Origin of the sequence: Fodinicurvata sediminis DSM 21159 (genome assembly GCF_000420625.1) — a bacterium.
In the GTDB taxonomy this organism is placed as follows: Bacteria; Pseudomonadota; Alphaproteobacteria; order Kiloniellales; family DSM-21159; genus Fodinicurvata; species Fodinicurvata sediminis.
Window position 1 is genome coordinate 45,447 of sequence record NZ_ATVH01000015.1, and the last position, 21,217, is coordinate 66,663.

At 61.6% G+C, this 21,217-nt stretch carries 23 protein-coding genes; 14 read left to right on the plus strand and 9 right to left on the minus strand.

The window, feature by feature from the left end; genetic code table 11:
* Positions 1-97: 97 nt before the first annotated feature.
* Positions 98-889, minus strand: a complete 792-nt coding sequence (locus G502_RS0110660) for a class II aldolase/adducin family protein (protein ID WP_022728654.1) — start codon at positions 887-889, stop codon at positions 98-100.
* Between the two features lie 179 nt (positions 890-1,068).
* Between G502_RS0110660 and G502_RS19725 the strand changes: the two genes are divergently transcribed.
* From G502_RS19725 to G502_RS19735, 3 genes are all read left to right on the plus strand, one after another.
* Positions 1,069-1,779, plus strand: coding sequence for a GntR family transcriptional regulator (locus G502_RS19725; protein ID WP_022728655.1), 711 nt, complete (start codon positions 1,069-1,071; stop codon positions 1,777-1,779).
* Positions 1,780-1,816: 37 nt separating this feature from the next.
* Positions 1,817-2,146 carry an Hsp20/alpha crystallin family protein gene (locus G502_RS19730; RefSeq protein WP_022728656.1) on the plus strand — a complete coding sequence of 110 codons (330 nt, stop codon included), beginning with the start codon at positions 1,817-1,819 and terminating at the stop codon, positions 2,144-2,146.
* A gap of 277 nt (positions 2,147-2,423) precedes the next feature.
* The gene (locus G502_RS19735) at positions 2,424-2,882 is read left to right on the plus strand and encodes an Rrf2 family transcriptional regulator (RefSeq protein ID WP_022728657.1); all 459 of its coding nucleotides are present in this window, start codon (positions 2,424-2,426) and stop codon (positions 2,880-2,882) included.
* Between the two features lie 37 nt (positions 2,883-2,919).
* Here G502_RS19735 and G502_RS0110680 read toward each other — a convergent pair whose 3' ends face one another.
* The gene (locus G502_RS0110680) at positions 2,920-3,480 is read right to left on the minus strand and encodes a hypothetical protein (RefSeq protein ID WP_022728658.1); all 561 of its coding nucleotides are present in this window, start codon (positions 3,478-3,480) and stop codon (positions 2,920-2,922) included.
* A 193-nt stretch (positions 3,481-3,673) separates the two neighbouring features.
* Between G502_RS0110680 and G502_RS0110685 the strand changes: the two genes are divergently transcribed.
* Entirely contained in the window at positions 3,674-3,910 is a 237-nt protein-coding gene (locus tag G502_RS0110685) for a hypothetical protein (protein WP_022728659.1), read from the plus strand.
* Between the two features lie 34 nt (positions 3,911-3,944).
* Here G502_RS0110685 and G502_RS22400 read toward each other — a convergent pair whose 3' ends face one another.
* The 5 genes from G502_RS22400 to G502_RS0110710 all read right to left on the minus strand — a co-directional run bounded on the left by G502_RS22400 (position 3,945) and on the right by G502_RS0110710 (position 6,828).
* Entirely contained in the window at positions 3,945-4,643 is a 699-nt protein-coding gene (locus tag G502_RS22400; RefSeq protein WP_162140972.1) for a GGDEF domain-containing protein, read from the minus strand.
* A gap of 528 nt (positions 4,644-5,171) precedes the next feature.
* On the minus strand, positions 5,172-5,624 hold the full coding sequence (locus G502_RS0110695; RefSeq protein WP_022728661.1) for a DUF4149 domain-containing protein: 453 nt from the start codon (positions 5,622-5,624) through the stop codon (positions 5,172-5,174).
* Between the two features lie 5 nt (positions 5,625-5,629).
* Positions 5,630-6,034, minus strand: a complete 405-nt coding sequence (locus G502_RS0110700) for a hypothetical protein (RefSeq protein ID WP_022728662.1) — start codon at positions 6,032-6,034, stop codon at positions 5,630-5,632.
* Positions 6,035-6,037: 3 nt separating this feature from the next.
* Positions 6,038-6,376 (minus strand): ferredoxin FdxA, encoded by a 339-nt coding sequence (gene fdxA / locus G502_RS0110705; protein ID WP_022728663.1) that lies wholly within the window; start codon positions 6,374-6,376, stop codon positions 6,038-6,040.
* Positions 6,373-6,828: a group III truncated hemoglobin gene (locus G502_RS0110710; RefSeq protein WP_026989343.1), complete on the minus strand. Its 456-nt coding sequence runs from the start codon at positions 6,826-6,828 to the stop codon at positions 6,373-6,375. The genes fdxA and G502_RS0110710 overlap by 4 nt, the downstream gene beginning before the upstream one ends.
* A gap of 105 nt (positions 6,829-6,933) precedes the next feature.
* Between G502_RS0110710 and G502_RS0110715 the strand changes: the two genes are divergently transcribed.
* Positions 6,934-7,413 carry an RrF2 family transcriptional regulator gene (locus G502_RS0110715; RefSeq protein ID WP_022728665.1) on the plus strand — a complete coding sequence of 160 codons (480 nt, stop codon included), beginning with the start codon at positions 6,934-6,936 and terminating at the stop codon, positions 7,411-7,413.
* The gene (locus G502_RS0110720) at positions 7,391-8,608 is read left to right on the plus strand and encodes an NnrS family protein (protein ID WP_022728666.1); all 1,218 of its coding nucleotides are present in this window, start codon (positions 7,391-7,393) and stop codon (positions 8,606-8,608) included. Before G502_RS0110715 ends, G502_RS0110720 begins: the two co-directional genes overlap by 23 nt.
* A 13-nt stretch (positions 8,609-8,621) precedes the next feature.
* Here the strand turns inward: G502_RS0110720 and G502_RS19745 are convergent, their stop codons facing one another.
* Positions 8,622-9,410 (minus strand): helix-turn-helix domain-containing protein, encoded by a 789-nt coding sequence (locus G502_RS19745; protein ID WP_022728667.1) that lies wholly within the window; start codon positions 9,408-9,410, stop codon positions 8,622-8,624.
* Positions 9,411-9,617: 207 nt separating this feature from the next.
* Between G502_RS19745 and G502_RS19750 the strand changes: the two genes are divergently transcribed.
* From G502_RS19750 to G502_RS0110770, 8 genes are read left to right on the plus strand one after another with little or no spacing between them, the layout of a single operon-like run.
* On the plus strand, positions 9,618-11,012 hold the full coding sequence (locus G502_RS19750) for an MFS transporter (protein WP_081649769.1): 1,395 nt from the start codon (positions 9,618-9,620) through the stop codon (positions 11,010-11,012).
* Complete coding sequence (locus G502_RS0110740) at positions 11,009-12,346, plus strand: MFS transporter (RefSeq protein WP_026989345.1); 1,338 nt, start codon at positions 11,009-11,011, stop codon at positions 12,344-12,346. Before G502_RS19750 ends, G502_RS0110740 begins: the two co-directional genes overlap by 4 nt.
* Positions 12,347-12,368: 22 nt before the next feature.
* Complete coding sequence (locus G502_RS0110745; protein WP_022728668.1) at positions 12,369-16,133, plus strand: nitrate reductase subunit alpha; 3,765 nt, start codon at positions 12,369-12,371, stop codon at positions 16,131-16,133.
* A 12-nt stretch (positions 16,134-16,145) separates the two neighbouring features.
* Positions 16,146-17,678 carry a nitrate reductase subunit beta gene (narH, locus tag G502_RS0110750; protein ID WP_022728669.1) on the plus strand — a complete coding sequence of 511 codons (1,533 nt, stop codon included), beginning with the start codon at positions 16,146-16,148 and terminating at the stop codon, positions 17,676-17,678.
* Complete coding sequence (narJ, locus tag G502_RS19755; RefSeq protein WP_022728670.1) at positions 17,675-18,352, plus strand: nitrate reductase molybdenum cofactor assembly chaperone; 678 nt, start codon at positions 17,675-17,677, stop codon at positions 18,350-18,352. Before narH ends, narJ begins: the two co-directional genes overlap by 4 nt.
* A gap of 4 nt (positions 18,353-18,356) precedes the next feature.
* Entirely contained in the window at positions 18,357-19,055 is a 699-nt protein-coding gene (gene narI / locus G502_RS0110760) for a respiratory nitrate reductase subunit gamma (RefSeq protein ID WP_022728671.1), read from the plus strand.
* Positions 19,052-19,837, plus strand: a complete 786-nt coding sequence (locus G502_RS19760; protein ID WP_022728672.1) for a peptidylprolyl isomerase — start codon at positions 19,052-19,054, stop codon at positions 19,835-19,837. The genes narI and G502_RS19760 overlap by 4 nt, the downstream gene beginning before the upstream one ends.
* 14 nt (positions 19,838-19,851) lie before the next feature.
* Complete coding sequence (locus tag G502_RS0110770; protein ID WP_022728673.1) at positions 19,852-20,424, plus strand: hemerythrin domain-containing protein; 573 nt, start codon at positions 19,852-19,854, stop codon at positions 20,422-20,424.
* A gap of 43 nt (positions 20,425-20,467) precedes the next feature.
* Here the strand turns inward: G502_RS0110770 and G502_RS22540 are convergent, their stop codons facing one another.
* A complete protein-coding gene (locus G502_RS22540) occupies positions 20,468-21,061 on the minus strand; it encodes a hypothetical protein (RefSeq protein WP_081649770.1) in 594 nt (197 codons plus the stop codon).
* Positions 21,062-21,217 lie beyond the last annotated feature (156 nt).

The following is a 21,217-nucleotide window of genomic DNA, read 5'->3' on the forward strand; positions in this document are numbered from 1 at the left end:
CTCTGATTCTCTGTTCACTTCTTCTGTCTGCGGGGGTGTCCCGCTTTAGTGCGGCTTGCTGCCGCTAACCCAACCCTGACGGGAAGGGTGTTCTGTCTCAATCCGCATAGCCGGGACTCTGCGTGTCGGCCAGTCTCAGCAAGGCGGCCCATTCACTGTCCTCGACGCTCCCTTCGATCTCCAACTTGTCATAGAAGCGTTCGTACTGACGCGCCGTTTTCTCGCGAACTTCCGGCGGCGGCAGGACCATCTCGCTGCCGCTGGCCTGCACGGCCAGCTGGGCGCGACAGGAACGCTCCAGATTATACATGAGCTTGAAGGCTTCGCTCACACTGCGTCCGCAGGTCAGCATGCCGTGGTTACGCAGGATCATGACATACTTTTCAGCGAGATCGGCCACCAGGCGCTGGCGCTCGTCGTGATCCAGAGCGATGCCTTCGTAGTCGTGATAGGCCAGGCGGTCATGGAACTGCAGGGCCCATTGATTGAGCGGCAAAAGCCCATTGGCCTGACAGGATACGGCGACGCCGGACGTCGTATGGGTATGCAGCACGCAGACCACATCCGGACGTGCGGCATGAACGGCGGAATGTATCGTGAAACCGGCCGGATTGATCCCCAGGCCCAGGGGGTCGTCCACCACCTCTCCATCCAGGTCGACGGTCACCAGGCTGGAGGCCGTGACCTCGTCGAAACGCTGGCCATAAGCATTCAGCAGAAAACGGTCGTGGCGGCCCGGAAGGCGCGCCGAGATGTGCGTGTAGATGATATCGTCCATGCCGAAGTGGGCAACCAGACGATAGGCAGCCGCCAGATCGCGGCGCAGCCGCAAGAGCGCTTCATCCGTTGATTCCCCTGCCTGGCCGGGCTGTCCCGCGACAAGCTGCATGACTGCTCTCCCTCGTGTGCCTTCCCGTGGCCGCGTTATTCGCGGTCCTTAACCTGTTCAGAGCACATAATCGGTCCGTTCGGCAAGACGGTAGCACGGTCATTTTCGGGGTCAAAGCAAAACCTGTCGACAATCGACAATACGTGGTCCTAGAGTTGAACCCGCAAGGAGGGAACAGCATGGTACTTCCCCGGCACGACAAGGGCCAGACTTTCCGGGAAATCGCGCGCAGCGATCTGGTGGGCCAGGTGGCCGGCCAACTCTATGCGGCGATCACGGAAGGGCGCCTGAAGCCCGGTGCCCGCGTGGTCGAAGCGGCCATTGCTCGCGAAATGGGGGTCAGCCGGGCCCCGGTGCGCGAAGCGGCCCGTTTGCTGGAACAGCGCGGCCTGCTGGTCGCAAGCCCGGGCAAGGGGTTCACGGTTCGCTGCCCGAGCGCCGGCGAACTGGATGATATCTATGGTCTGCGCATCAACCTGGAAACCTATGCGGCCACCCTTGTGATCGAGCGGGCCAGCGATGCGGAGCTTGACCAGCTGGCGGGCCAGCTGGAACGCTTGCGGGCCACAGCGGCTGAAGGTGATGTGGCCCGAACGGTAGAGGAGGACCTGCAGTTTCACCTGATGATCTGCGAGCTCTCGGGCAATCGCCGCCTCTTGCGCGTCTTCACCGACCTGGCGGACGAGATACGCCTGATCATCGCGCTCATCGAGCAGATCTTCGATGATCCGCAGCGGCTTGCCGATGCACACATCCCCTTGATGGAAGCGCTGATTGCCAGGGACAAGGCGCGCATCGCACGTGAAATGGATTGGCATATCGGGGTGGCCTGGGAACAGCTGCGGGCGCACTATGATGATGAAGGTCGGGTGGATGAAGGCCCGAACTGACCGATCCGGGTGGCCAGCAAGCCCATTATCCCGGCCGTTGACGACCGAACGCGGCGGTGACCCCTTCCTGGGTCTGCAACGTGAAATCAACCGGCTTTTCGACGACACCTTCAACGGCTTTGCCGCTCCCGGTCTCTTTCGTGGCGGCGAGAGTTGGCCGCGCGTCGAGTTGAAGGAGACGGACCAGGAGTTGCAGGTCTCGGCCGAACTCCCCGGCCTGGAAGAGAAGGATGTGGGGTTGTCGCTGGAACGCGACGCGCTTGTCATACGTGGCGAGAAGCAGCAGGAAGAACAGGATGAAGAGCGTCGCTTCAGTGAGTTCCACTATGGCCGTTTCGAGCGGCACATCCCGATCGGCAAGGACTGAGACAGCGTTCGGATGCTGTGCAGCCTGAAACAGAAACGAGAGCGTAAAGTAAGGTTTGTTGCCCCGCAGGGTCACAGTCCTGCGGGGCAATTCACTCCAGGGTGGTATAAGCGCGCAGAGTTTTGCGCCTGTGCCGCTGATTCCTGGAAATGGGGGACGTGAAGCTGTATAGAGGCAGTATGGAAATGCCCCCTTCAGGAAAGATCCTGGTTCCCGACAGCCGTCCCTGTAGCAAACCCATCGGATTTTCCGCCCGATATGCCTTCCGGAGTCCTCAATGCGCCTGACCATGCACACGGATTATGCCCTGCGCCTGTTGATGCTGCTTGCGAGCAAGCAGGGTGAACCGGCCACCATCCAGGAGGCGTCCGAACGCTACAACATTTCCAGGAATCATATGATGAAGGTGGCGCACCGTCTGGGTCAGGCCGGCTTCATCCAGACCCTGCGCGGGCGCCGAGGTGGCTTGCTGCTGGCCCACCCGCCGGAAGACATCAACCTTGGTGCTGTGGTGAGATTTACCGAGGAAGATCTGAACCTGGTCGAGTGCTTCGATCCGAGCAACACATCCTGTGCCATCCTGCCGGCCTGCCGCCTGCGCGGTATCTTGCAGCAGGCTCTGAAAGCCTTCCTGGCCGAACTTGATCGCCACAGCCTGGCAGACATCACAGGGCAGCCAGCGGAATTGCGTAAATTTCTGGGACTGCCGGAGCTGGCGTCCGGAACGGCCGCCTGAGGACAGTGGACAGCAGCTTCGGCAGGCTTCGGGGTTCTCAGCCGGCGCTTTCCGTAAGGTCATGCAGGTGAACGTCCTGGCCGGAGTGTTTCTCCAGGATTCGGATGGCGCGTTCCTCATCACTCCTGTCCCAGGTTCGCACCCAGAGCAGCAGCCCGCCGTGATCGAGCTGAGTCTGCAGGTGGTCTGCATGGTGCTGGCCGATGCGGCGCGCCAGAATCGAGCCGATAAACCCGCCCGTGCCACCGGCCAGGGCCGCTGCAGATATGGCGGCGGCCAGGGTGCCTCCCGAAGCGACCACGGCGCCAGCGGCAGCAACGGCGCCCACGTAGAGCAAGGTGCCCACAACACCGCCCTCGGCCTCGCCAATGGATTCGATCGGCACATAGAAGGTGCGCGGAACGGCCGGGTTGTCCTCGAGTTCACTGACCTTACGATACCTGTGAGCGAGTGTGCGCTCCACCGTTTCCTCGGCTGCCAGAAGGGAGAGTTCTGCCCGGTCGAAGCCGGAGGAAAGCAGTTCGTCAATGGCCTGTTGCAGGGCCGCCTCCGTCTTGAAGACCCCGACCGCCTCGCGAATTGATGCCGTCTGCTGCATGGTCTGCACTCCGCTGAGTCTCTGACCATCCAGTGAGCGCCCAGGCCATCGTTTTGTCCTTAATCTGGATCAAGTGGCGGGCTGGAAAGATGCGGCGCCTGCCTTGAAGCCTCCAGCTTTCTTACCACCTGTCTTCGGTGAAGGGGCCTTTGTGCCCCAGCCCATATTGCGCAGGCTGGAAGGAGGAGAGGACATGGCGACGCCCCTGACTCGTGAGGCCGTGAACCGCGTTCTGGGGCCAGTCGGCAACACCCTGAGTGCCGAACTGGTTGCAACAGGCGCCAGCGCAGAGGAATTGCAGGAAGCGCATGCCTGGCTGCACAGCGATGAGGCCCTGATCAATGAGGGGCGTCCCTTGCCGACAGGCCGGGTCGCGGAACTGCTGGATATACTCAAGGGCTACGAGGAAAGCGAGGAGATGGAGCCGTAGTGCCGTCAGGACCAAGTCTGATGGGCGCCAGAGACTATGCCTGGATGACCGAGGACATGCGCTCCAGTCTAACGCAATTCCGGCCAGCCTCCTTGGCTTCGTAGAGCAGCCTGTCTGCTCGGTTCAGGGCCTGGTCGACCGTTTCGTCCTGCTGAACCGCGACGCCGCCGAGGCTCAGAGTTACGCTGTATGACGAGTCGTTGAAAACGACCACTTTCTTTTCGGTGGCCTGGCGGAGGCGTTCGGCCACGTCCCGTCCTACAGTGATGTCGGTTGCCGGAAGCAGAACGGCAAACTCTTCGCCTCCAATTCGGCTGAGTACGTCGCTTTCCCGAAGGATGGCGGTCCAGGTGCGCGCAAGCTGCTTCAGCAATTCATCTCCGCCAGCATGACCGTAAGTGTCGTTTATGCTCTTGAAGTGGTCGATGTCCAGGATGAGGAGAATCCCCGGGGGCGTGCCTTCACGCCCGGCTCTGTAGATGTCTCTTCTGGCCAGCTCGAAGAAGTGACGTCGATTCCATAAGCCGGTAAGCGCGTCCACACGAGCCAGGCGTTCGGTTGCTTCCTGCTGTTCTGCGAAGGCCATCTCCAGCTTGGCCACCTGCCTCAGGCGCTTGACCCTGGAAGCACTAACGGTGGTATAGAGGAGGACGCCCGTCAGCAGGTATACATTAATGATGAGTTTGAATTGCAGGGAGGCGTCATGCGGCAGTAGGGCAAGATTCGGGAACAACAGGACCGAAGCCGCAACGACGATAATAAACCGATGCCCGGTGGTAAGTTGTACAGCTGCAATAAGTATGATGAAGATGCCTGCCAATAACCTTTCAAGACTGCCCACAGAGATATATATAAGGGTTATGCCCACTAATGCTGACATAACACAAAACAAACTTGCGATATTAAGTATATTATAGCTATAGCATTTTTTCGATATGAGAATAGATAAAGAGAATATAAATGTAAGTATTAAGTATATTAATAATACATATACATTAATATAATTGTATATATACGTAACAAGAGAAAAGAATATTAAGTATAGGAATATGGCGGAGGCAGATATTACATAAAGATAATGCTTTAATGCAAGAGACTGGATCTCTTTATACCTGCTTTCCGTAATCTCTTCTGTATTTGTCCCTGTATTTCCCATAATGACATTATATTATATCTCGAAAGCAGGTAGAAGGACCAATTTCAGGCAAAGTTATGGCGCGGTCGGGCGTGTGCCCTTCTTGGCGGAGGTGAAGCTTGAAGTTTACCTGCGGAGCAGGGAGGGAAACCGCAAGGCGGACAGGATGGACATGCCCAGAAGGCTCAGGAGTTTCAACGTTTCTGCCAGCGCGTAGAGCATGTGATGCTGTGAGGGTTGCGGCATCTCGCCAGCGATGATGGCCTGGACGCGTTCGTTCAGTTCCGGCAGCAGCCAGAAGGTCTGCAGTGCCAGAAGGATGGCAATCAGGCCCAGCAGCAGGGTCCAGCCGCGCGGAAAGCCGGAGATCAGGGCAGCAAAGGCCAGCAGGATCGCAAGCGCCCATTCGACTCGGTTGAACAGGGCGAAGGTGACCCGGCCGACGTCCAGGGCCACCGGGAGTTCCAGGGAGGGTGCCTGGAACTTCACCGGTGTTGCCAGGAAGGATACCCCGACCAGGAGACCGATCCAGAAGACCGGCAGGACCAGTCGGAGAAGCAGGCTCCATGAGGACGGCATCTCTGCTAACCCCCGCGTACCCATGCCAGGCCGATGGCCATCCCGGTGCCGGCCAGAGCCAGGGAGACGGGAATGATGGCCACCTGGACCAGGGCGCCCCGGCCGCTGACGGCACCAGTAAAGGTGTCCATGCGCCCCTTCAGAAAAGCCAGAAAACCTTTGTGCACGGGTTCCCGGTCGCGCTGAAGTCCCATGAGGATGGCGGAGAGACCGAAGTACATGGCGAAAAAGGCCGTGCTGATGGTAACCACCCAGGCGCTTTGCAGGTCGCCGGCGAAGGCCGACCAGAAGGCGGCCACCAACCACAGCCATGCAAGGATGACCACCCAGAAGAATCCCGGGTGGAGTTCGCCTGGTACCTGCTGACTGTTTGAGTCGGGCTTATTCCTGTCGTGCCGGGAAACGTTCATGGGTCAATCCCCTTCTCCAGGTTCAGCACTGAAATGTTCCGGATACTTGTCGGGCACGCCGTCCCAATCCGCGGCATCGGACGGCGGTTCCTTCTTCATGAAGGTATTGGGCCACTTTTCCGCATACTCGGCGTTGAACTTCACCCAGCCTTCCATACCGGGATCGCTGTCGGGGTGAATCGCTTCGGGCGGGCACTCCGGCTCGCAGACCCCGCAGTCGATGCATTGATCAGGAGAAATGACCAGCATGTTCTCGCCCTCATAGAAGCAATCCACGGGGCAGACCTCGACACAGTCCATGTACTTGCAGCGGATACAGGCATCGGTCACCACATAGGTCATGGCCTGACCCCCTGCACAGCCGTGCGCAGTTCGGAGGGGGCCGTCAGTCCGGCCTGTTGGAAAATGGTATACTTGAACTGCTCCGTGATCCGTTCGGCCCATGTGACGAAAGCGAAAGCCGATTGCCGATCGCAGACCCTGAAGGCACTTTGCCGGAAGAGTTCGAGCCCGCGGTCGAGGTGAGCCGGCCGGAGTTCCTTCATGCTTGCGTGCATGGGAACCGGATCATCCTGGCCACGCGAGTCTTCCAGGAATTCCGCGGCCCAGAAGCGACGTATACGGCGTATGAGCGAGTCCCAGTCCCGGCCGATAGCCTTGGAAAGGACGGGTGCCAGGACAGGGTCCTTTTGAGTTCTGGCACAGAAATCAAGGACCAGCCGCTCGATCATGACAAAAGTGACCGGAGGGTTCGTAGGCGGAAAGCCTGTGCTTTCCTCCGCATGGAGCTGCATGGTGCGTCTCCTATAATATGCATAATTAATGAATGTTATTGCCGAGGCTATTGCGCTCGCCCATTAAAAGCAATAGTATAAATACATCTTTTATGAGGATGGCCCATGCAACTTTCTGTCTACAGCGACTATGCGCTGCGCCTGCTGATGCGGCTTGCCCTGGACCCGGATAGGCTGGTGACCATTCAGGAAGTGGCCGATTCCTATGGAATATCGCGCAACCACCTGATGAAGATTGCCTACGCCCTGGGGCAGCACGGCTTCATCACAACCCTGCGCGGGCGCAGGGGCGGCCTGAAGTTGGCGCGCCCGGCCGAGGAGATCGGCCTGGGTGAAGTGGTGCGCGTGACCGAGGACAGTCTGGACCTGGTCGAGTGTTTCAATGCGCAGACAAACAGTTGTGTCCTGGCGCCCCATTGTCAATTGAAAGGCATTCTGGGTGAGGCACTGGAGGCTTTCCTGGCTGTGCTCGATCGCTATAGCCTCGCTGACCTGACGCGACAGCCAGGGCTGCTTGCCGCTTGCATGATTCCATCGCAGCCAATTCGTGAGGAGGGCCTTCATGGCCAGCGTGACCCGAGATAACAGCTCTGAGCAAACCAGGGGCCGGTGGTTTGCACTCTTTGCCTATGGATTTCGCCCCTTCTTTCTGGCGGCGGGTGTTTATGCCGTCGTCGCCTTGCTGATCTGGCTGCATGCACTGGCCGGGGGCGTCTGGCCGACCGCCTTCATGTCGGCCATCGACTGGCATGCCCACGAGATGATCTTCGGTTTCGCCGCTGCGGCCATGGCGGGCTTTATCCTGACGGCCGTGCCCAACTGGACCGGCGAGGGCGGTTTCCATGGCTGGCGCCTGGCTGCTCTGGCGCTGGCCTGGCTGGCGGGGCGCCTGGCGTTGAATCCCTACATGCCGCTGCCGCTTGTCTGGGGCGCTGTCGTCGACCTGGCTTTCTTCCCCCTGTTGGTTCTGACGGTGCTGCCGGGACTGCTGCGCCTGCGTACGCGGCGCAACATGATTTTCCCCTTCCTGCTGCTGCTATTCTGGAGCGGAAACCTGCTGTTCCATCTGGACCAGCTGGGGCTGCTCCAGGCCAGTGCACGGACCGGACTGTTCCTGGCCATCAACGGCCTGCTCGTGGTCCTGGCCCTGCTGGGTGGACGTATCATTCCAGCCTTCACGCGCAATTACCTGAAATCGCGCGATCTATCGCTGACCCTGGAAAGTCCGCGCTGGCTCGAGATTTCCGCCCTGGCGGCTCTCCTGGCCATGCTGTTGTTGGACCTCTGGCAGGTGGAGAGCCTTGCGGCCGGGTATGCGGCCCTTCTGGCCGGACTGCTGAACGCGGCACGGCTGCTGTGTTGGCAAGGTTGGCGGAGCTGGCGTGCGTCCATCGTCTGGATCCTGCATCTCGGTTTCCTATGGCTTCCGCTTGGCCTGCTCTTGAAGGGACTATGGCTGGTCTGGGCTCTGCCCATCGCGTCCGGCTGGTTGCATGCCATCACGATCGGTGCCTTTGCCACCATGATCCTGGCCGTGATGACACGGGCCACCCTGGGGCATACCGGCCGGAGTATCGTGGCCGGTCCGATGACCGCGCTCAGCTATGTCCTGATCCTTGTCGCGGCGCTTCTGAGGGTTCTGTTGCCGGTGTTGCCGCCGGAGGTCTACCAGGCTGGGGTGATCCTTTCAGGTGCGGCCTGGATCGGTGCCTTCAGCCTGTTCCTTCTGGCCTATGGGCCGATGCTCCTGCGGCCACGGGTGGATGGCAAGCCGGGTTGATCTGCTTCAGCTATCAGCTACTGCCGGACAGCGCCTGCAGCCGAGTGAAATCCAGCAGGGCGACTCGGTAGGTTTCACGGACCTCGATGATCTGCTCCTGGCGTAGGCGAGAAAAGCTGCGGCTGACGGTTTCCAGGGTCAGTCCCAGGTAATCGGCGATGTCGCCGCGGGTCATGGGCAGGGTAATGCAGCTCTCGTCGCTGTCATGACGCAGCTGGCGTTGCCGCACGTCCAGGAGGAAGGAGGCAACGCGTTCCTGTGCCGTTTTCCGTCCAAGCAGCAGCATCTGCTCCTGAGCGGCATCCAGTTCACCGCAGGCCATTTCGTAGAGGCGCTGACGCAGGTGCGGGTTGTCGTCCGACAGCTTCTCCAGGTCATCCAGAGCGAAGCTGCAGCTGTCCGTGGCCGTGATTGCCTCGGCACTGAAGGTGAAGCTGTTGCGCCGTGTCAGGCCGATGAAGTCTCCGGTGAAAAGAAAACCCATGACCTGGCGCCGGCCGTCTTGAAGCAGGCGGCTGAGCCGGACCGCACCTTCGGTGATATTGTAGGCAAAGGTTATGGGGGTGCCTTCGCGGACCAGTGTGGCGCCGGCGGGCGTATGGTGTCGCCGGGTAATACTGTCCAGGCGTGAAAGTTCGCTTTCTTCGAGGGCGCCGCAAAGCGACAGGGGGCGCACCTCACAGCTGTGGCAATCCTGTGCCGCACAGGACCTGGGCGCGCCTGGGTCAGAAGACACTGCCGTGTTCTTCCAGCCGGGCTGGCCGCGCTTTGCCCGGACCCGGTACAGGTCTGGTGCCGGCATGACAGCCTCTCCATAGGTGAAGTGCGAGCTGAGTTGAAAGCGTAAGGTAGAGTCAACCGCCTGTCCAATGGAAAGATGGATGCAATATACAACAATAATGCAAACGATTTTCAGGCGCAGAGCTGTCTGATCCAGATCAATGCGTCCGGCTGGCGCTGACTTATGATGCCTACAGAATGCATGAAACTTCAGGGGTCGGGACCACACATGACAAGTGCCACCGAAGGGGACAGGACGCCGTCGGGACAAACGACAGCCCTGGTGATGAGCACCACGGCCTTCACGGTCTGCTTTGCGGTCTGGACCATCTTCTCAATCATCGGAATCCGCATTCGCGAGGATCTGGGCCTGAACAGCACCGAGTTCGGCCTGTTGATCGGCACGCCGATCCTGACCGGTTCGCTGTCGCGCCTGTTCCTGGGCATCTGGGCCGAACAGTATGGCGGGCGGCGTGTCCTGGCCCTGGTGATGCTGGCAGCGGCCTTTGCCACCTGGGCGCTGACCTGGGCGGACAGCTATGGCACCTACCTGATCGCCGCCCTGGGTGTGGGTCTGGCGGGCGGCAGTTTCGCCGTGGGCATCACCTACGTGTCCAAGTGGTATCCGCGTGAACGCCAGGGTACCGTGCTCGGCATCTTCGGCATGGGCAATGTCGGCACGGCGGTCACCAAGTTCCTGGCGCCCTTCCTGATGGTCTCCTTCGGCTGGATGATGGTGGCACAGATCTGGGCCATAGCCCTGGCCGTCATGGCCGTGATCTTCTTCGTGACCACGCGCGACGAGCCCCAGTTGGCCGCCCGGCGGGCCAGCAAGCAGAAGCCCGATTCATTCCTGACCCAGCTCGAGCCGCTGAAGAACCTACAGGTCTGGCGCTTCTCGCTTTACTACTTCTTCGTTTTCGGGGCCTTCGTGGCCCTGGCCCTCTGGTTGCCCAGCTATTACGTGAACGTCTACCAACTGGATGTGGTGACAGCGGGCCTGCTGGGGGCCGCCTACTCCGTTCCGGGCAGCCTGTTCCGTGTGCTCGGCGGCGTGCTTTCGGATCGCTGGGGCGCACGCCGGGTGATGTACCTGACCTTCCTGGTCTCGCTTGGCTGTACCTTCCTGCTGTCCTATCCGGCCACGGACTACGTGGTGCAGGGGATCGAGGGGCCGATCGAGTTCACGCTCGCCATCGGTTTCATCCCCTTCACGATCCTGACCTTCATCCTGGGCTTCTTCATGTCGCTGGGAAAGGCGGCCGTCTACAAGCATATCCCCGTCTATTATCCGGACCGCGTGGGCGCCGTGGGCGGTGTCGTGGGCATGATCGGCGGCATTGGCGGGTTCGTCCTGCCGCTGGCGTTCGGGGTCATGAACGACCTGATCGGGGTCTGGACCAGCTGCTTCATGCTGCTGTTCGCGCTCATTGCCGTGGCGCTGACCTGGATGCACTTCGCCATCCGCCGCATGGAGATGCGGGAATCGCCCGAGTTGGGCGGACCCAAGTACCTGCCCGAGCTTTCGGGCAATCCGCCGCCGGCAGATCGGCCTGCGGCCAGTGGATCAGACACGTCTGCCACGCCGACGCGCTGGTCCCGCACCAAGGGAGGCGGTTCATGAGCGATGCATCACCCAAGCCCGGCAAGACCTGGCTGGAGCGCTGGGAACCAAACGACGAGGCCTTCTGGCAGGAGCAGGGCCGCAAGTTTGCCTGGCGCACCCTGATCCTGACCACGGCAAGCCTGGTCATGGCCTTCATTGTCTGGTTCGTTATCTCGGCCCTGGTGGTGCGTTTGCCCAATGCCGGATTCGATTTCACCAGCGGGCAACTGTTCTGGCTGGCCTCCATGCCGGGATTGGCCGGTGGAACACTGCGCGTGGTGCATACCTTCCTGACGCCGATCTTCGGGACGCGCCATGTGGTCACCTTCTCGACCCTGTCGCTGCTGATCCCTCTAGTGGGTTGGTTCTTCGCGGTCCAGAATCCCGAAACCCCCTTCTGGATCCTGATGGTCCTGGCCTTTCTGGCGGGATTGGGTGGGGGCAACTTCTCGTCCTTCATGCCGTCCACCAGCCTGTTCTTTCCCAAGCGCTTGCAGGGTACGGCGCTGGCCATCCAGGCAGGGGTCGGGAACTTCGGGGTCAGTGTCGTGCAGTTCCTGACGCCCTGGGTCATCGGCTTCGCCCTGTTCGGCAGCATCTTCGCCGCACCGCAGATCGGTCCGGATGGCGAGAAGATCTGGCTGCACAACGCGCTATTGATCTACGTCCCCTTTGTCGTGGTGCTTTCAGCGCTGTGCTGGATCTACCTGCGCAGCGTGCCGGTTCGGGCCAACCTGCGCGAACAGTTCGACATCTTCGAACTGAAGCACGGTCTGATCATGACGATCCTTTACATCATGACCTTCGGGTCCTTTGCCGGGCTGGCTGCCACCTTCCCCCTGCTGATCCGCGAAAGCTATGGAGGCTTTTCCGATTCCCCGGATCCTCTGCTCTATGCCTTCATCGGGCCACTGCTGGGCTCGATCATGCGCGTGGTCGCCGGGCCGATCTCGGACCGCTATGGCGGCGCCAAGGTCACACAGGTGGCCGGCCTCGGCATGCTGGCCTGCGCCATCGGGGTCAGCTTCTTCCTGACGCCGGAGTCGATGGAGACCTTTCCACTGTTCCTGGGGTTCATGCTGGGGCTGTTCTTCTTTTCCGGCATCGGCAACGCCTCGACCTTCAAGCAGATGCCCATGCTGTTCCCGGCTCGCCAGGCCGCCGGCGTGATCGGCTGGACCAGTGCCATGGCGGCCTATGGGCCCTTTGCCGTGGGCATGTTCTTCGGGGTCTCGCTGTCCCTTTTCGGGCGCACCACCGAGGTCTTCTATCTGCTGGCCACCTATTACGCCGCCTGCATCCTCATCAACTGGTGGTACTACGCCCGCCGCAACGCCCCCAACCCCTGCTAGGCCGCGCTGCAAGGAGAGATTCATGAGCCATTTTCTCGACAAACTGATCTACTTCCGCCGTCCCCGGACGGACTTCTCCAACGGACATGGCGTGACCACCCACGAGAATCGTTCCTGGGAGGAGGCCTATCGCAAGCGCTGGCAGCACGACAAGGTCGTGCGTTCCACCCACGGCGTGAACTGCACCGGCTCGTGCAGCTGGAAGATCTACGTGAAGGGCGGGCTGGTCACCTGGGAAACCCAGCAGACGGACTATCCGCGTACGCGCCCCGACCTGCCCAACCATGAGCCGCGCGGCTGTTCGCGCGGTGCCAGCTATTCCTGGTACCTCTATTCTGCGGCCCGCGTGAAGTACCCGCTGGTGCGCAAGCGCTTGATCCGCCATTGGCAGGAAGCGCGCGAGACCATGGAGCCGGTAGCGGCCTGGGCGTCCATTGCCGGTGATCCCGAGAAGATGCGAGAGATCCGCAAGGTGCGCGGACGCGGCGGTTTCGTACGTGCGGACTGGGACACGGTGAACGAAATCATCGCGGCGGCCAATATCCACACGGCCAAGACCCATGGGCCCGACCGTATTGCCGGCTTCTCGCCAATTCCGGCCATGTCCATGGTCAGCTATGCGGCCGGCACCCGCTACCTTTCGCTGATGGGTGGCACCTGCCTGAGCTTCTATGACTGGTACTGCGACCTGCCGCCCTCCTCGCCGCAGACCTGGGGCGAGCAGACCGACGTGCCGGAGAGTGCCGACTGGTACAACTCCACATTCCTGGTGATCTGGGGGTCCAACGTGCCGCAGACCCGCACACCGGATGCGCACTTCTATACCGAGGTGCGCTATCGCGGCACCAAGAGTGCGGTGATCTCGCCCGACTACAGCGAGGCCTCGAAGTTTGCCGATCTGTGGCTGTCGCCGAAGCAGGGCACGGATGCCGCGCTCGCCATGGCCATGGGGCACGTGATCCTGCGAGAGTTCCATCTGGACCGCGAGGTTTCCTATTTCCGCGAATACTGCCGCAAGTATTCCGACATGCCCTTCCTGGTGCGCCTGAACGAGCAGGAGGGGCGCCTGGTCCCGGACCGTTTCCTGCGTGCCAGCGACCTGGCGGATCAGGGCGGCGAGAGCAACAATGCGGAATGGAAGCCACTGGCCTTCGATGGCAAGACCGGCAAGCTGGTGGTGCCCCAGGGTTCCATCGGATTCCGTTGGGGCGAGAAGGGCAAGTGGAACCTGGAGGAACGCACTTCGGCCGAAAAGGATACCGAGCTGTCGCTTTCGCTTGCCGACAGCCGAGACGATGTGAAGTCGGTGGCCTTCCCCTATTTCGGCGGGGGAGAGAACCCGCACTTCGAGGGCAACCCGATCAATGGCAATCCGGGGACAGACGTGCTGGAACGCAACCTGCCGGTGCGCCGCATCGAAACGGCGGAAGGCCCGGTCTGGGTGGCCTCTGTCTTCGACCTGCTTTGCGGGAATTACGGGCTGGATCTTGGGCTGGGCGGTGAGAGTGTCGCTACCTCCTATGACGACAACGTTCCCTATACCCCGGCCTGGCAGGAGCAGATCACGGGTGTGCCGCGCCAATCGGTCATCGCGCTCGCCCGCGAGTTCGCCCGCAATGCCGAGGAGACCCACGGCAAGTCCATGGTGATCCTGGGGGCCGGGCTGAACCACTGGTACCACACGGACATGATCTATCGCGGCATCATCAACCTTCTGGTCCTGTGCGGTTGCGTCGGGCAGAGCGGTGGCGGCTGGTCGCACTATGTGGGACAGGAGAAGCTGCGCCCGCAGACCGGCTGGTTGCCGCTGGCCTTCGCGCTCGACTGGGGCCGGCCGCCGCGCCAGATGAACAGCACCAGCTACTGGTATGCTCACACCGACCAGTGGCGTTACGAGAAACTGGCGGTGGACGAGGTGCTCTCGCCGCTGGCCGAGCGGGCGAAGTTTTCCGGCAGCCTGATCGACTTCAACGTGCGCGCCGAACGCATGGGCTGGTTGCCGTCCTCACCGCAGTTGGAGGAGAACCCCCTTGAGTTGACCCGCAAGGCGAAGGAGGCGGACAAGGCACCGGCGGACTATGTGTCCGGCCGCCTGAAGGACGGCTCGCTGCGCATGAGCTGTGAGGATCCGGACGACCCGCGCAATCATCCCCGCAACCTCTTCGTCTGGCGCTCCAACCTGTTGGGGGCCAGCGGCAAGGGGCACGAGTACTTCCTGAAGCACCTGGTGGGTGCCGATCATGGCGTGCAGGGCAAGGAGCTGGGCGCCGAAGGCGAACTGAAGCCCGAGGAGGTCGCCTGGCACGACGAAGCGCCGGAAGGCAAGCTGGACCTGCTGGTCACCATCGACTTCCGCATGTCGACCAGCTGCATGTACTCGGACATCGTCCTGCCCACAGCGACCTGGTACGAGAAAAACGACCTCAACACCTCGGACATGCATCCTTTCATCCATCCGCTGTCGGCAGCCGTGGACCCGGTCTGGCAGGCACGGACGGACTGGAACATCTTCAAGGGCCTGGCCCGCAAGGTCTCCGAACTCAGCCCTGGACATCTGGGAGAGGAGGAAGACCTGGTGCTCACACCACTGATGCACGATTCCCCGGGCGAGTTGTCCCAGGCGCTGGACGTGAAGGACTGGAAGAAGGACGAGATCGAGGCCGTCCCGGGCAAGACCATGCCGGCCATGACGGTGGTCAAGCGCGATTATCCCAACCTCTACCACCGCTTCACTTCGCTGGGCCCGCTGATGGAAAGCCAGGGCAACGGCGGCAAGGGCATGGCCTGGAAGACCGACGAGGAGGTCGAGTTTCTCAAGCAGCTCAACGGCACGGTGCGCGATCCCGTCAGTGGCGAGGAACGTGCCAGGATCGAGAGCGACATCGATGCCTGCGAGGTCATCCTGTCACTGGCACCCGAAACCAATGGGCATGTGGCAGTCAAGGCCTGGGAGTCGCTGAGCGGCACCACGGGCCGGGATCATGGGCATCTGGCCCTGCCGCGCGAGGACGACAAGATACGATATCGCGATGTGCAAGCACAGCCGCGCAAGATCATCTCGTCGCCGATCTGGTCGGGTCTGGAATCCGAGAAGGTCAGCTACAATGCCTGCTACACCAACGTGCACGAGCAGATTCCCTGGCGCACCCTGACCGGACGTCAGCAGCTCTATCAGGATCATCCCTGGATGCGGGCCTTCGGCGAGGCACTGGCCGTCTATCGTCCACCCATCGACACCCGCACGCTGAAGGGCTCGCACGGCGTGCGCGAGAACGGAAACAAGGAAGTTGTGCTGAACTTCATCACGCCGCACCAGAAGTGGGGCATTCACAGCACCTATACCGACAACCTGCTGATGCTGACCCTCTCGCGCGGCGGACCGATCGTCTGGATCAGCGAGGTCGATGCGGCCAAGGCCGACATCGAGGACAACGACTGGATCGAGTTGTTCAATGCCAACGGGGCGCTGACCGCGCGGGCCGTGGTCAGCCAGCGGGTCAAGGAAGGCATGTGTCTGATGTACCACGCCCAGGAGAAGGTGGTGAACGTCCCAGGCTCGGAGATCACGGGCCTGCGCGGTGGCATCCACAACTCGGTCACCCGTATCGTCACCAAGCCGACGCACATGATCGGTGGCTATGCCCAGCAAAGCTATGGCTTCAACTACTACGGCACGATCGGATCCAACCGCGACGAGTTCATCGTCTGCCGAAAGATGAAAACCGTTGACTGGATGGAGGCCGAGGGCCTGCCCGGTCGCACCACCGCCACGCCGGCAGCGGAATAGGGAGAGCACGCCATGAAAATTCGCGCACAGGTCTCCATGGTCCTGAACCTCGACAAGTGTATCGGCTGTCACACCTGCTCGGTCACCTGCAAGAACGTCTGGACCAATCGCGAGGGCATGGAATACGTCTGGTTCAACAACGTCGAGACCAAGCCGGGCGTCGGCTATCCCAAGGACTGGGAGAACCAGGATCGCTGGAAGGGTGGCTGGCAGCGCAAGAAGAACGGCAAGCTGGAGCCGCGCATCGGCGGGCGCTTCCGGGTCCTGGCCAAGATCTTCGCCAATCCCGACCTGCCCGAGATAGACGACTACTACGAGCCCTTCACCTTCACCTACGAACACCTGCAGACGGCGCCGGAAAGCCCCACTATGCCCACGGCGCGGCCGGTCTCGCTGATCAGCGGCGAGATCATGGAGAAGATCAACTGGGGGCCGAACTGGGAGGAGATCCTGGGTGGCGAGTTCTCGAAGCGCTCCCAGGACTACAATTTCCGGGACATCGAGAAGGAGATCTACGGGCAGTTCGAGCAGACCTTCATGTTCTATCTGCCGCGGCTGTGCGAGCACTGCCTGAATCCCACCTGTGTCGCTTCCTGCCCCTCGGGGTCCATCTACAAGCGCGAGGAGGACGGCATCGTCCTGGTGGACCAGGAGAAGTGTCGCGGCTGGCGCATGTGCGTCAGCGGCTGCCCCTACAAGAAGATCTATTACAATTGGCAGTCTGGAAAGGCCGAGAAGTGCACCTTCTGCTATCCGCGCATTGAGGCCGGGCAGCCGACGGTCTGTTCCGAGACCTGTGTGGGGCGCATCCGTTATCTGGGGGTCATTCTCTATGATGCCGATCGCATCGAGGAAGCGGCCAGCACACCGGATGAGAAGGACCTTTATGAAGCACAGCTGGATATCTTCCTGGATCCACACGATCCCGAGGTGATCCGCGAGGCGCGTGAGCAGGGCATTCCGGAGGCCTGGCTGGAAGCGGCCCAGAACTCCCCGGTCTACAAGATGGCCATCGAGTGGAAAGTCGCCTTCCCGCTGCACCCCGAATACCGCACGCTGCCCATGGTCTGGTACGTGCCGCCTCTCTCTCCGATTCAGGGGGCGGCCGAGGAAGGCCACATCGGGTTCGACGGCGAGATTCCCGATGCCCGCAACCTGCGTATACCCATGCAGTACCTGGCGAACCTGCTGACCGCGGGCGACGAGGAGCCGGTTCTGAACGCCATCCGGCGCATGTTCGCCATGCGGATCTTCATGCGGGACAAGCATGTGCACGGGCGGCTGAACAATCACATCGCGGGCGAAGTGGACCTGCTGCCCGAACAGATCGAGGAGATGTACAAGGTCATGGCGCTGGCCGCCTATGAGGATCGCTATGTCATCCCGACCACGCATCGCGAGGAGGTCGAGGACACCTACGACCTGCAAGGCGGCTGCGGCTTTTCCTTCGGCAACGGCTGCTCGGAGGGGGACAGCAGTGATGTGCGGCTGTTCGGCAAACCGAACTCCATACGGGGCGCCTTGAAGAAAGCGAGCCTGTCATGAAAAGCTTCCGCATCCTGGGCCTGCTGCTGACCTATCCCGAGCGGGAGATGATCGCTGCACTGGACGAAATGGAGTCGGTCCTGCAGGCCGAGTGCCTTCTGGGCCGCAGGGAGCTGGACAGCCTGCAGCCGCTGTTCACGCGACTGCGCTCTCAGGACCTGCTGGACCTGCAGGCAGACTACGTCCACCTGTTCGATCGTTCACGCCAGCTGTCCCTTCACCTTTACGAGCACCTGCATGGCGACAGCCGCGGCCGGGGCGAGGCCATGACGACGCTGTCCACGGTCTACAAGCTGAACGGCTTCGAACTGGCGGCCAACGAATTGCCGGACTATTTGCCGCTGGTCTGCGAGTTCGCCTCGCTGATCGAGGAGAAGGCGGCGCGCGCCCTGCTGGCCGATGCCGTCGATACCCTGGCGGCCATGGAGCGCTGTGCCCAGGCACGGGAGACGGATTACACTGCCGTCTTCTCGGTCCTGATCGCACTGTCCGCCCGCACGCCCGACGAGGAGGAAATTGCGGCCGTGCTGGCCGGCATGGCCAGCGAGCCGGAGTCTCTCGACGAACTGGATCGCGACTGGGAGGAAGAGCCCGTGACCTTCGGGCCAGGGGCCCCTTCCTGCTCGGGTCTGCAGAACCATGGCCCATCGACCATGCCGGGACAGGAGCCCTGAAGCCATGAGTGAATACCTGAACTATGCCGCTTTCGGCCTGTATCCCTATATCGCGCTGGCGGTCTTCCTGATCGGCAGCCTGGTCCGCTATGACCGCGACCCCTACACTTGGCGGTCGGGGTCCAGCCAGTTGCTGCGCAAGCGTCAGTTCGCCTGGGGCAGCTACCTCTTCCACATCGGTATCATCGGCCTGTTTCTGGGACATCTGGTCGGCCTGCTGACGCCGATCGTCATCTTTGATGCGATTGGAATATCCCATGCCGCCAAGCAGATGCTGGCGATCGTGGCGGGCGGAATCTTCGGGATCATGTGCTTTGCCGGCCTGACCCTGTTGATTCACAGGCGGTTGACCGATTCACGCATTCGCGCCACCAGCACGAAGATGGATATCTTCATCCTCTTCCTGCTCTATGCTCAGCTGATCCTGGGCTTGATCTCGATCCCGATCTCGCTGGGCCATCCCGAGGGGGACCAGATGATGGCTTTCATGCTCTGGGCCCAGAAGATCGTGACCTTCCAGGGTGGGGCCGCCGAATTGGTCACCAGCGCGCACTGGGTGTTCAAGCTGCACATCTTCCTGGGCCTGACGGTCTTCCTGGTCTTCCCCTTCAGTCGCCTGGTCCATATCTGGAGCGCGCCGTTTGGATATCTGACACGCAACTATCAGGTCGTGCGCAGCCGCAAGGCGGGAGGTGCAAGATGATCCGGGTCAATGGCAGCGAGATCAGCGAGGAGGCCATCGGCCGCGAGATGCAGTATCATCCAGCCGACAGTCGCGAGGAAGCCTGGGAGGAGGCCGCCCAGGCACTGGTGGTGCGCGAGCTGCTGATGCAGCAGGCGGTGGAGCAGGAAGTGGTGGTTCCCCCTCAGGCAGACGAGGAAGACGAGTCCACCGAGGAGGAGCGGCAGATCGATGCCCTGCTGAAGCAGGAGCTGCAGATTCCCCAGCCGGACCGCGAAGCCTGCCGGCGTTTCTACGACAACAACAAGAACCGCTTCCGAAAGCCGGATCGTTTCCAGGTGGCGCATATCCTGTTGCCGGCTGCACCCGAAGACGAGGCTGCCCGTGAAGCGGCCCGGGTCCATGCGCAGGAGCTGCTGGATATCCTGCTGGAAACGCCCGAGCGTTTCGGGCCGCTGGCCCGCGAACACTCCGCTTGCCCCTCGAAAGAGGAAGACGGCGACCTGGGATGGGTCGTGAAGGGCCAGACCGTGCCGGAGTTCGAGACCTTTCTCTACGAGGGGCGGCCCGGAGAGCTTATCCCGACGCCCGTGCCGACCCCCTATGGCTATCACGTGGTTCACCTGAAGGCCCGGGAAGGCGGCGAGGAGATTGCCTTTGAGGAGGCGGAGGAAACAATCGCCGCCTATCTGCAGGAACAGACCTGGCGGCGTGCCGTGCGGCAGTACATCTCGATCCTGGCCGGCCAGGCGGAGATCGAGGGACTGGAGATCGAGGCGGCCGGCTCGCCCCTGGTTCAGTAGAGGGGCTTTCGGACATGATGGGCGCCGGCTGGGAGAAGGGGACGGGAAACAATCCGGCCGCTCCAGGCGCGCTGCTGCTGATGCCGGTGGACACCAGCCTGTTCGAAAGGCCTCTGGATCATCTGGCCGCCGAGAACGCGCGTCTCTTGAGGGTCTGTGCCCAGCTTGAAATCATTGCCCTAAACGCATCCCGTCTGGCCCAGCACAGCATTCCCGTCCTGGTGCCCTATCTGCGCTGGGACTACCCCGCGCATCTGGACTGGCTGGAACGCAGTTTCCTTCCCCTGCTGGAGGCGGCCTGCTTTGTGGGGGATACCGTGAGCGAACCGATCGCGCAGTTGAGCCTGGAACACGGCCAGGACCGCAGCAAGGCTGTACGCCTGGCCGGCCTGCTGGCGGACTACGGCCAGGGTTCGAGCGAAGGTCTCGAGACGAAGGTCAAGCTGGCCAGCGAGACCTTTGCGGATACGCAGAAGCGCCATGTGGCCTGGCTGGAGATGACGGTCTTTCCCCTGGCCCAGGAGCGCTTGACGGCAGAGCAGTTAAAGGAGCTGGTGCGCAGCCTGGAGGAACACTACAAGCGATAGGGGACGGCTGGGCGGACTCCTGTCGCCAGGGCCTGGGTCCGGGTTAGTTCACCGGCATGATGAAGCCGGTCTGACGGTCGATCTCAAGCTTTTGGACGAGGGAACCGTCCTGGGTGACGATCTCGGCTGTGATGCGGTTGTCGTCCGCCTGCTCGATATCGCCAAGCTTGATGTTGGGGTTGCCCTGCCAGGCGAGGCGCTGTTCCAGCATCTGCCGCACATCCCCTGTGGAGAGTGGTTCGGTCAGGGGCTGGCCTGTTCCGTAACCGGGGCCCATGCCATAGCCGGAACCCATTCCGTAGCCTGGCCTCATGCCATAACCAGGGCCCATCCCGTAACCAGGTCCGGGACCAGGTCCGGGACCAGGGCCATAGCCTTGCCCATAGCCAGGACCAGGCCCGTAGCCCTGCCGGGGTCCGTAGCTGCGTCGATCATCGTAGCCGGGGCCCATGCCATCGCCCATCATGGGATGCTCGTACCAATCCTGTGTGCCGTGATGCGGGCCCCAGTGATACATGCCGGAGTAACCATGGGGCCTTGCCTTGGTATCATGCGCCAGGGCTGCTCCAGCAGTTGCTGCCAGGCCGGCGGAGATCATTGCGGCCACCAGAGTTGTCTTGATCGTGTTCGTGTTCATTGCGCGCTCCAGGGAATGTCGTTGTTGCACGGATTACGCGTCCAACTATGAGAGCCTGCGCGGGACCTGCCTTGATGCAGGTTAACGCAAGGGCATGTTGTCGGGGCTTGAAGTGCGTCCCCATATGACAGGGAAGCGCAATGCGGCAGGAGAGGA

Coding starts and splice junctions, on each gene's coding strand:
- G502_RS0110660 (WP_022728654.1), bottom strand. CDS start 889: ATGCAGCTTGTCGCGGGACAGCCCGGCCAGGCAGGGGAATCAACGGAT.
- G502_RS19725 (WP_022728655.1), top strand. CDS start 1,069: ATGGTACTTCCCCGGCACGACAAGGGCCAGACTTTCCGGGAAATCGCG.
- G502_RS19735 (WP_022728657.1), top strand. CDS start 2,424: ATGCGCCTGACCATGCACACGGATTATGCCCTGCGCCTGTTGATGCTG.
- G502_RS0110680 (WP_022728658.1), bottom strand. CDS start 3,480: ATGCAGCAGACGGCATCAATTCGCGAGGCGGTCGGGGTCTTCAAGACG.
- G502_RS0110685 (WP_022728659.1), top strand. CDS start 3,674: ATGGCGACGCCCCTGACTCGTGAGGCCGTGAACCGCGTTCTGGGGCCA.
- G502_RS0110695 (WP_022728661.1), bottom strand. CDS start 5,624: ATGCCGTCCTCATGGAGCCTGCTTCTCCGACTGGTCCTGCCGGTCTTC.
- G502_RS0110700 (WP_022728662.1), bottom strand. CDS start 6,034: ATGAACGTTTCCCGGCACGACAGGAATAAGCCCGACTCAAACAGTCAG.
- fdxA (WP_022728663.1), bottom strand. CDS start 6,376: ATGACCTATGTGGTGACCGATGCCTGTATCCGCTGCAAGTACATGGAC.
- G502_RS0110710 (WP_026989343.1), bottom strand. CDS start 6,828: ATGCAGCTCCATGCGGAGGAAAGCACAGGCTTTCCGCCTACGAACCCT.
- G502_RS0110715 (WP_022728665.1), top strand. CDS start 6,934: ATGCAACTTTCTGTCTACAGCGACTATGCGCTGCGCCTGCTGATGCGG.
- G502_RS0110720 (WP_022728666.1), top strand. CDS start 7,391: ATGGCCAGCGTGACCCGAGATAACAGCTCTGAGCAAACCAGGGGCCGG.
- G502_RS19745 (WP_022728667.1), bottom strand. CDS start 9,410: ATGCCGGCACCAGACCTGTACCGGGTCCGGGCAAAGCGCGGCCAGCCC.
- G502_RS19750 (WP_081649769.1), top strand. CDS start 9,618: ATGACAAGTGCCACCGAAGGGGACAGGACGCCGTCGGGACAAACGACA.
- G502_RS0110740 (WP_026989345.1), top strand. CDS start 11,009: ATGAGCGATGCATCACCCAAGCCCGGCAAGACCTGGCTGGAGCGCTGG.
- G502_RS0110745 (WP_022728668.1), top strand. CDS start 12,369: ATGAGCCATTTTCTCGACAAACTGATCTACTTCCGCCGTCCCCGGACG.
- narH (WP_022728669.1), top strand. CDS start 16,146: ATGAAAATTCGCGCACAGGTCTCCATGGTCCTGAACCTCGACAAGTGT.
- narJ (WP_022728670.1), top strand. CDS start 17,675: ATGAAAAGCTTCCGCATCCTGGGCCTGCTGCTGACCTATCCCGAGCGG.
- narI (WP_022728671.1), top strand. CDS start 18,357: ATGAGTGAATACCTGAACTATGCCGCTTTCGGCCTGTATCCCTATATC.
- G502_RS19760 (WP_022728672.1), top strand. CDS start 19,052: ATGATCCGGGTCAATGGCAGCGAGATCAGCGAGGAGGCCATCGGCCGC.
- G502_RS0110770 (WP_022728673.1), top strand. CDS start 19,852: ATGATGGGCGCCGGCTGGGAGAAGGGGACGGGAAACAATCCGGCCGCT.
- G502_RS22540 (WP_081649770.1), bottom strand. CDS start 21,061: ATGAACACGAACACGATCAAGACAACTCTGGTGGCCGCAATGATCTCC.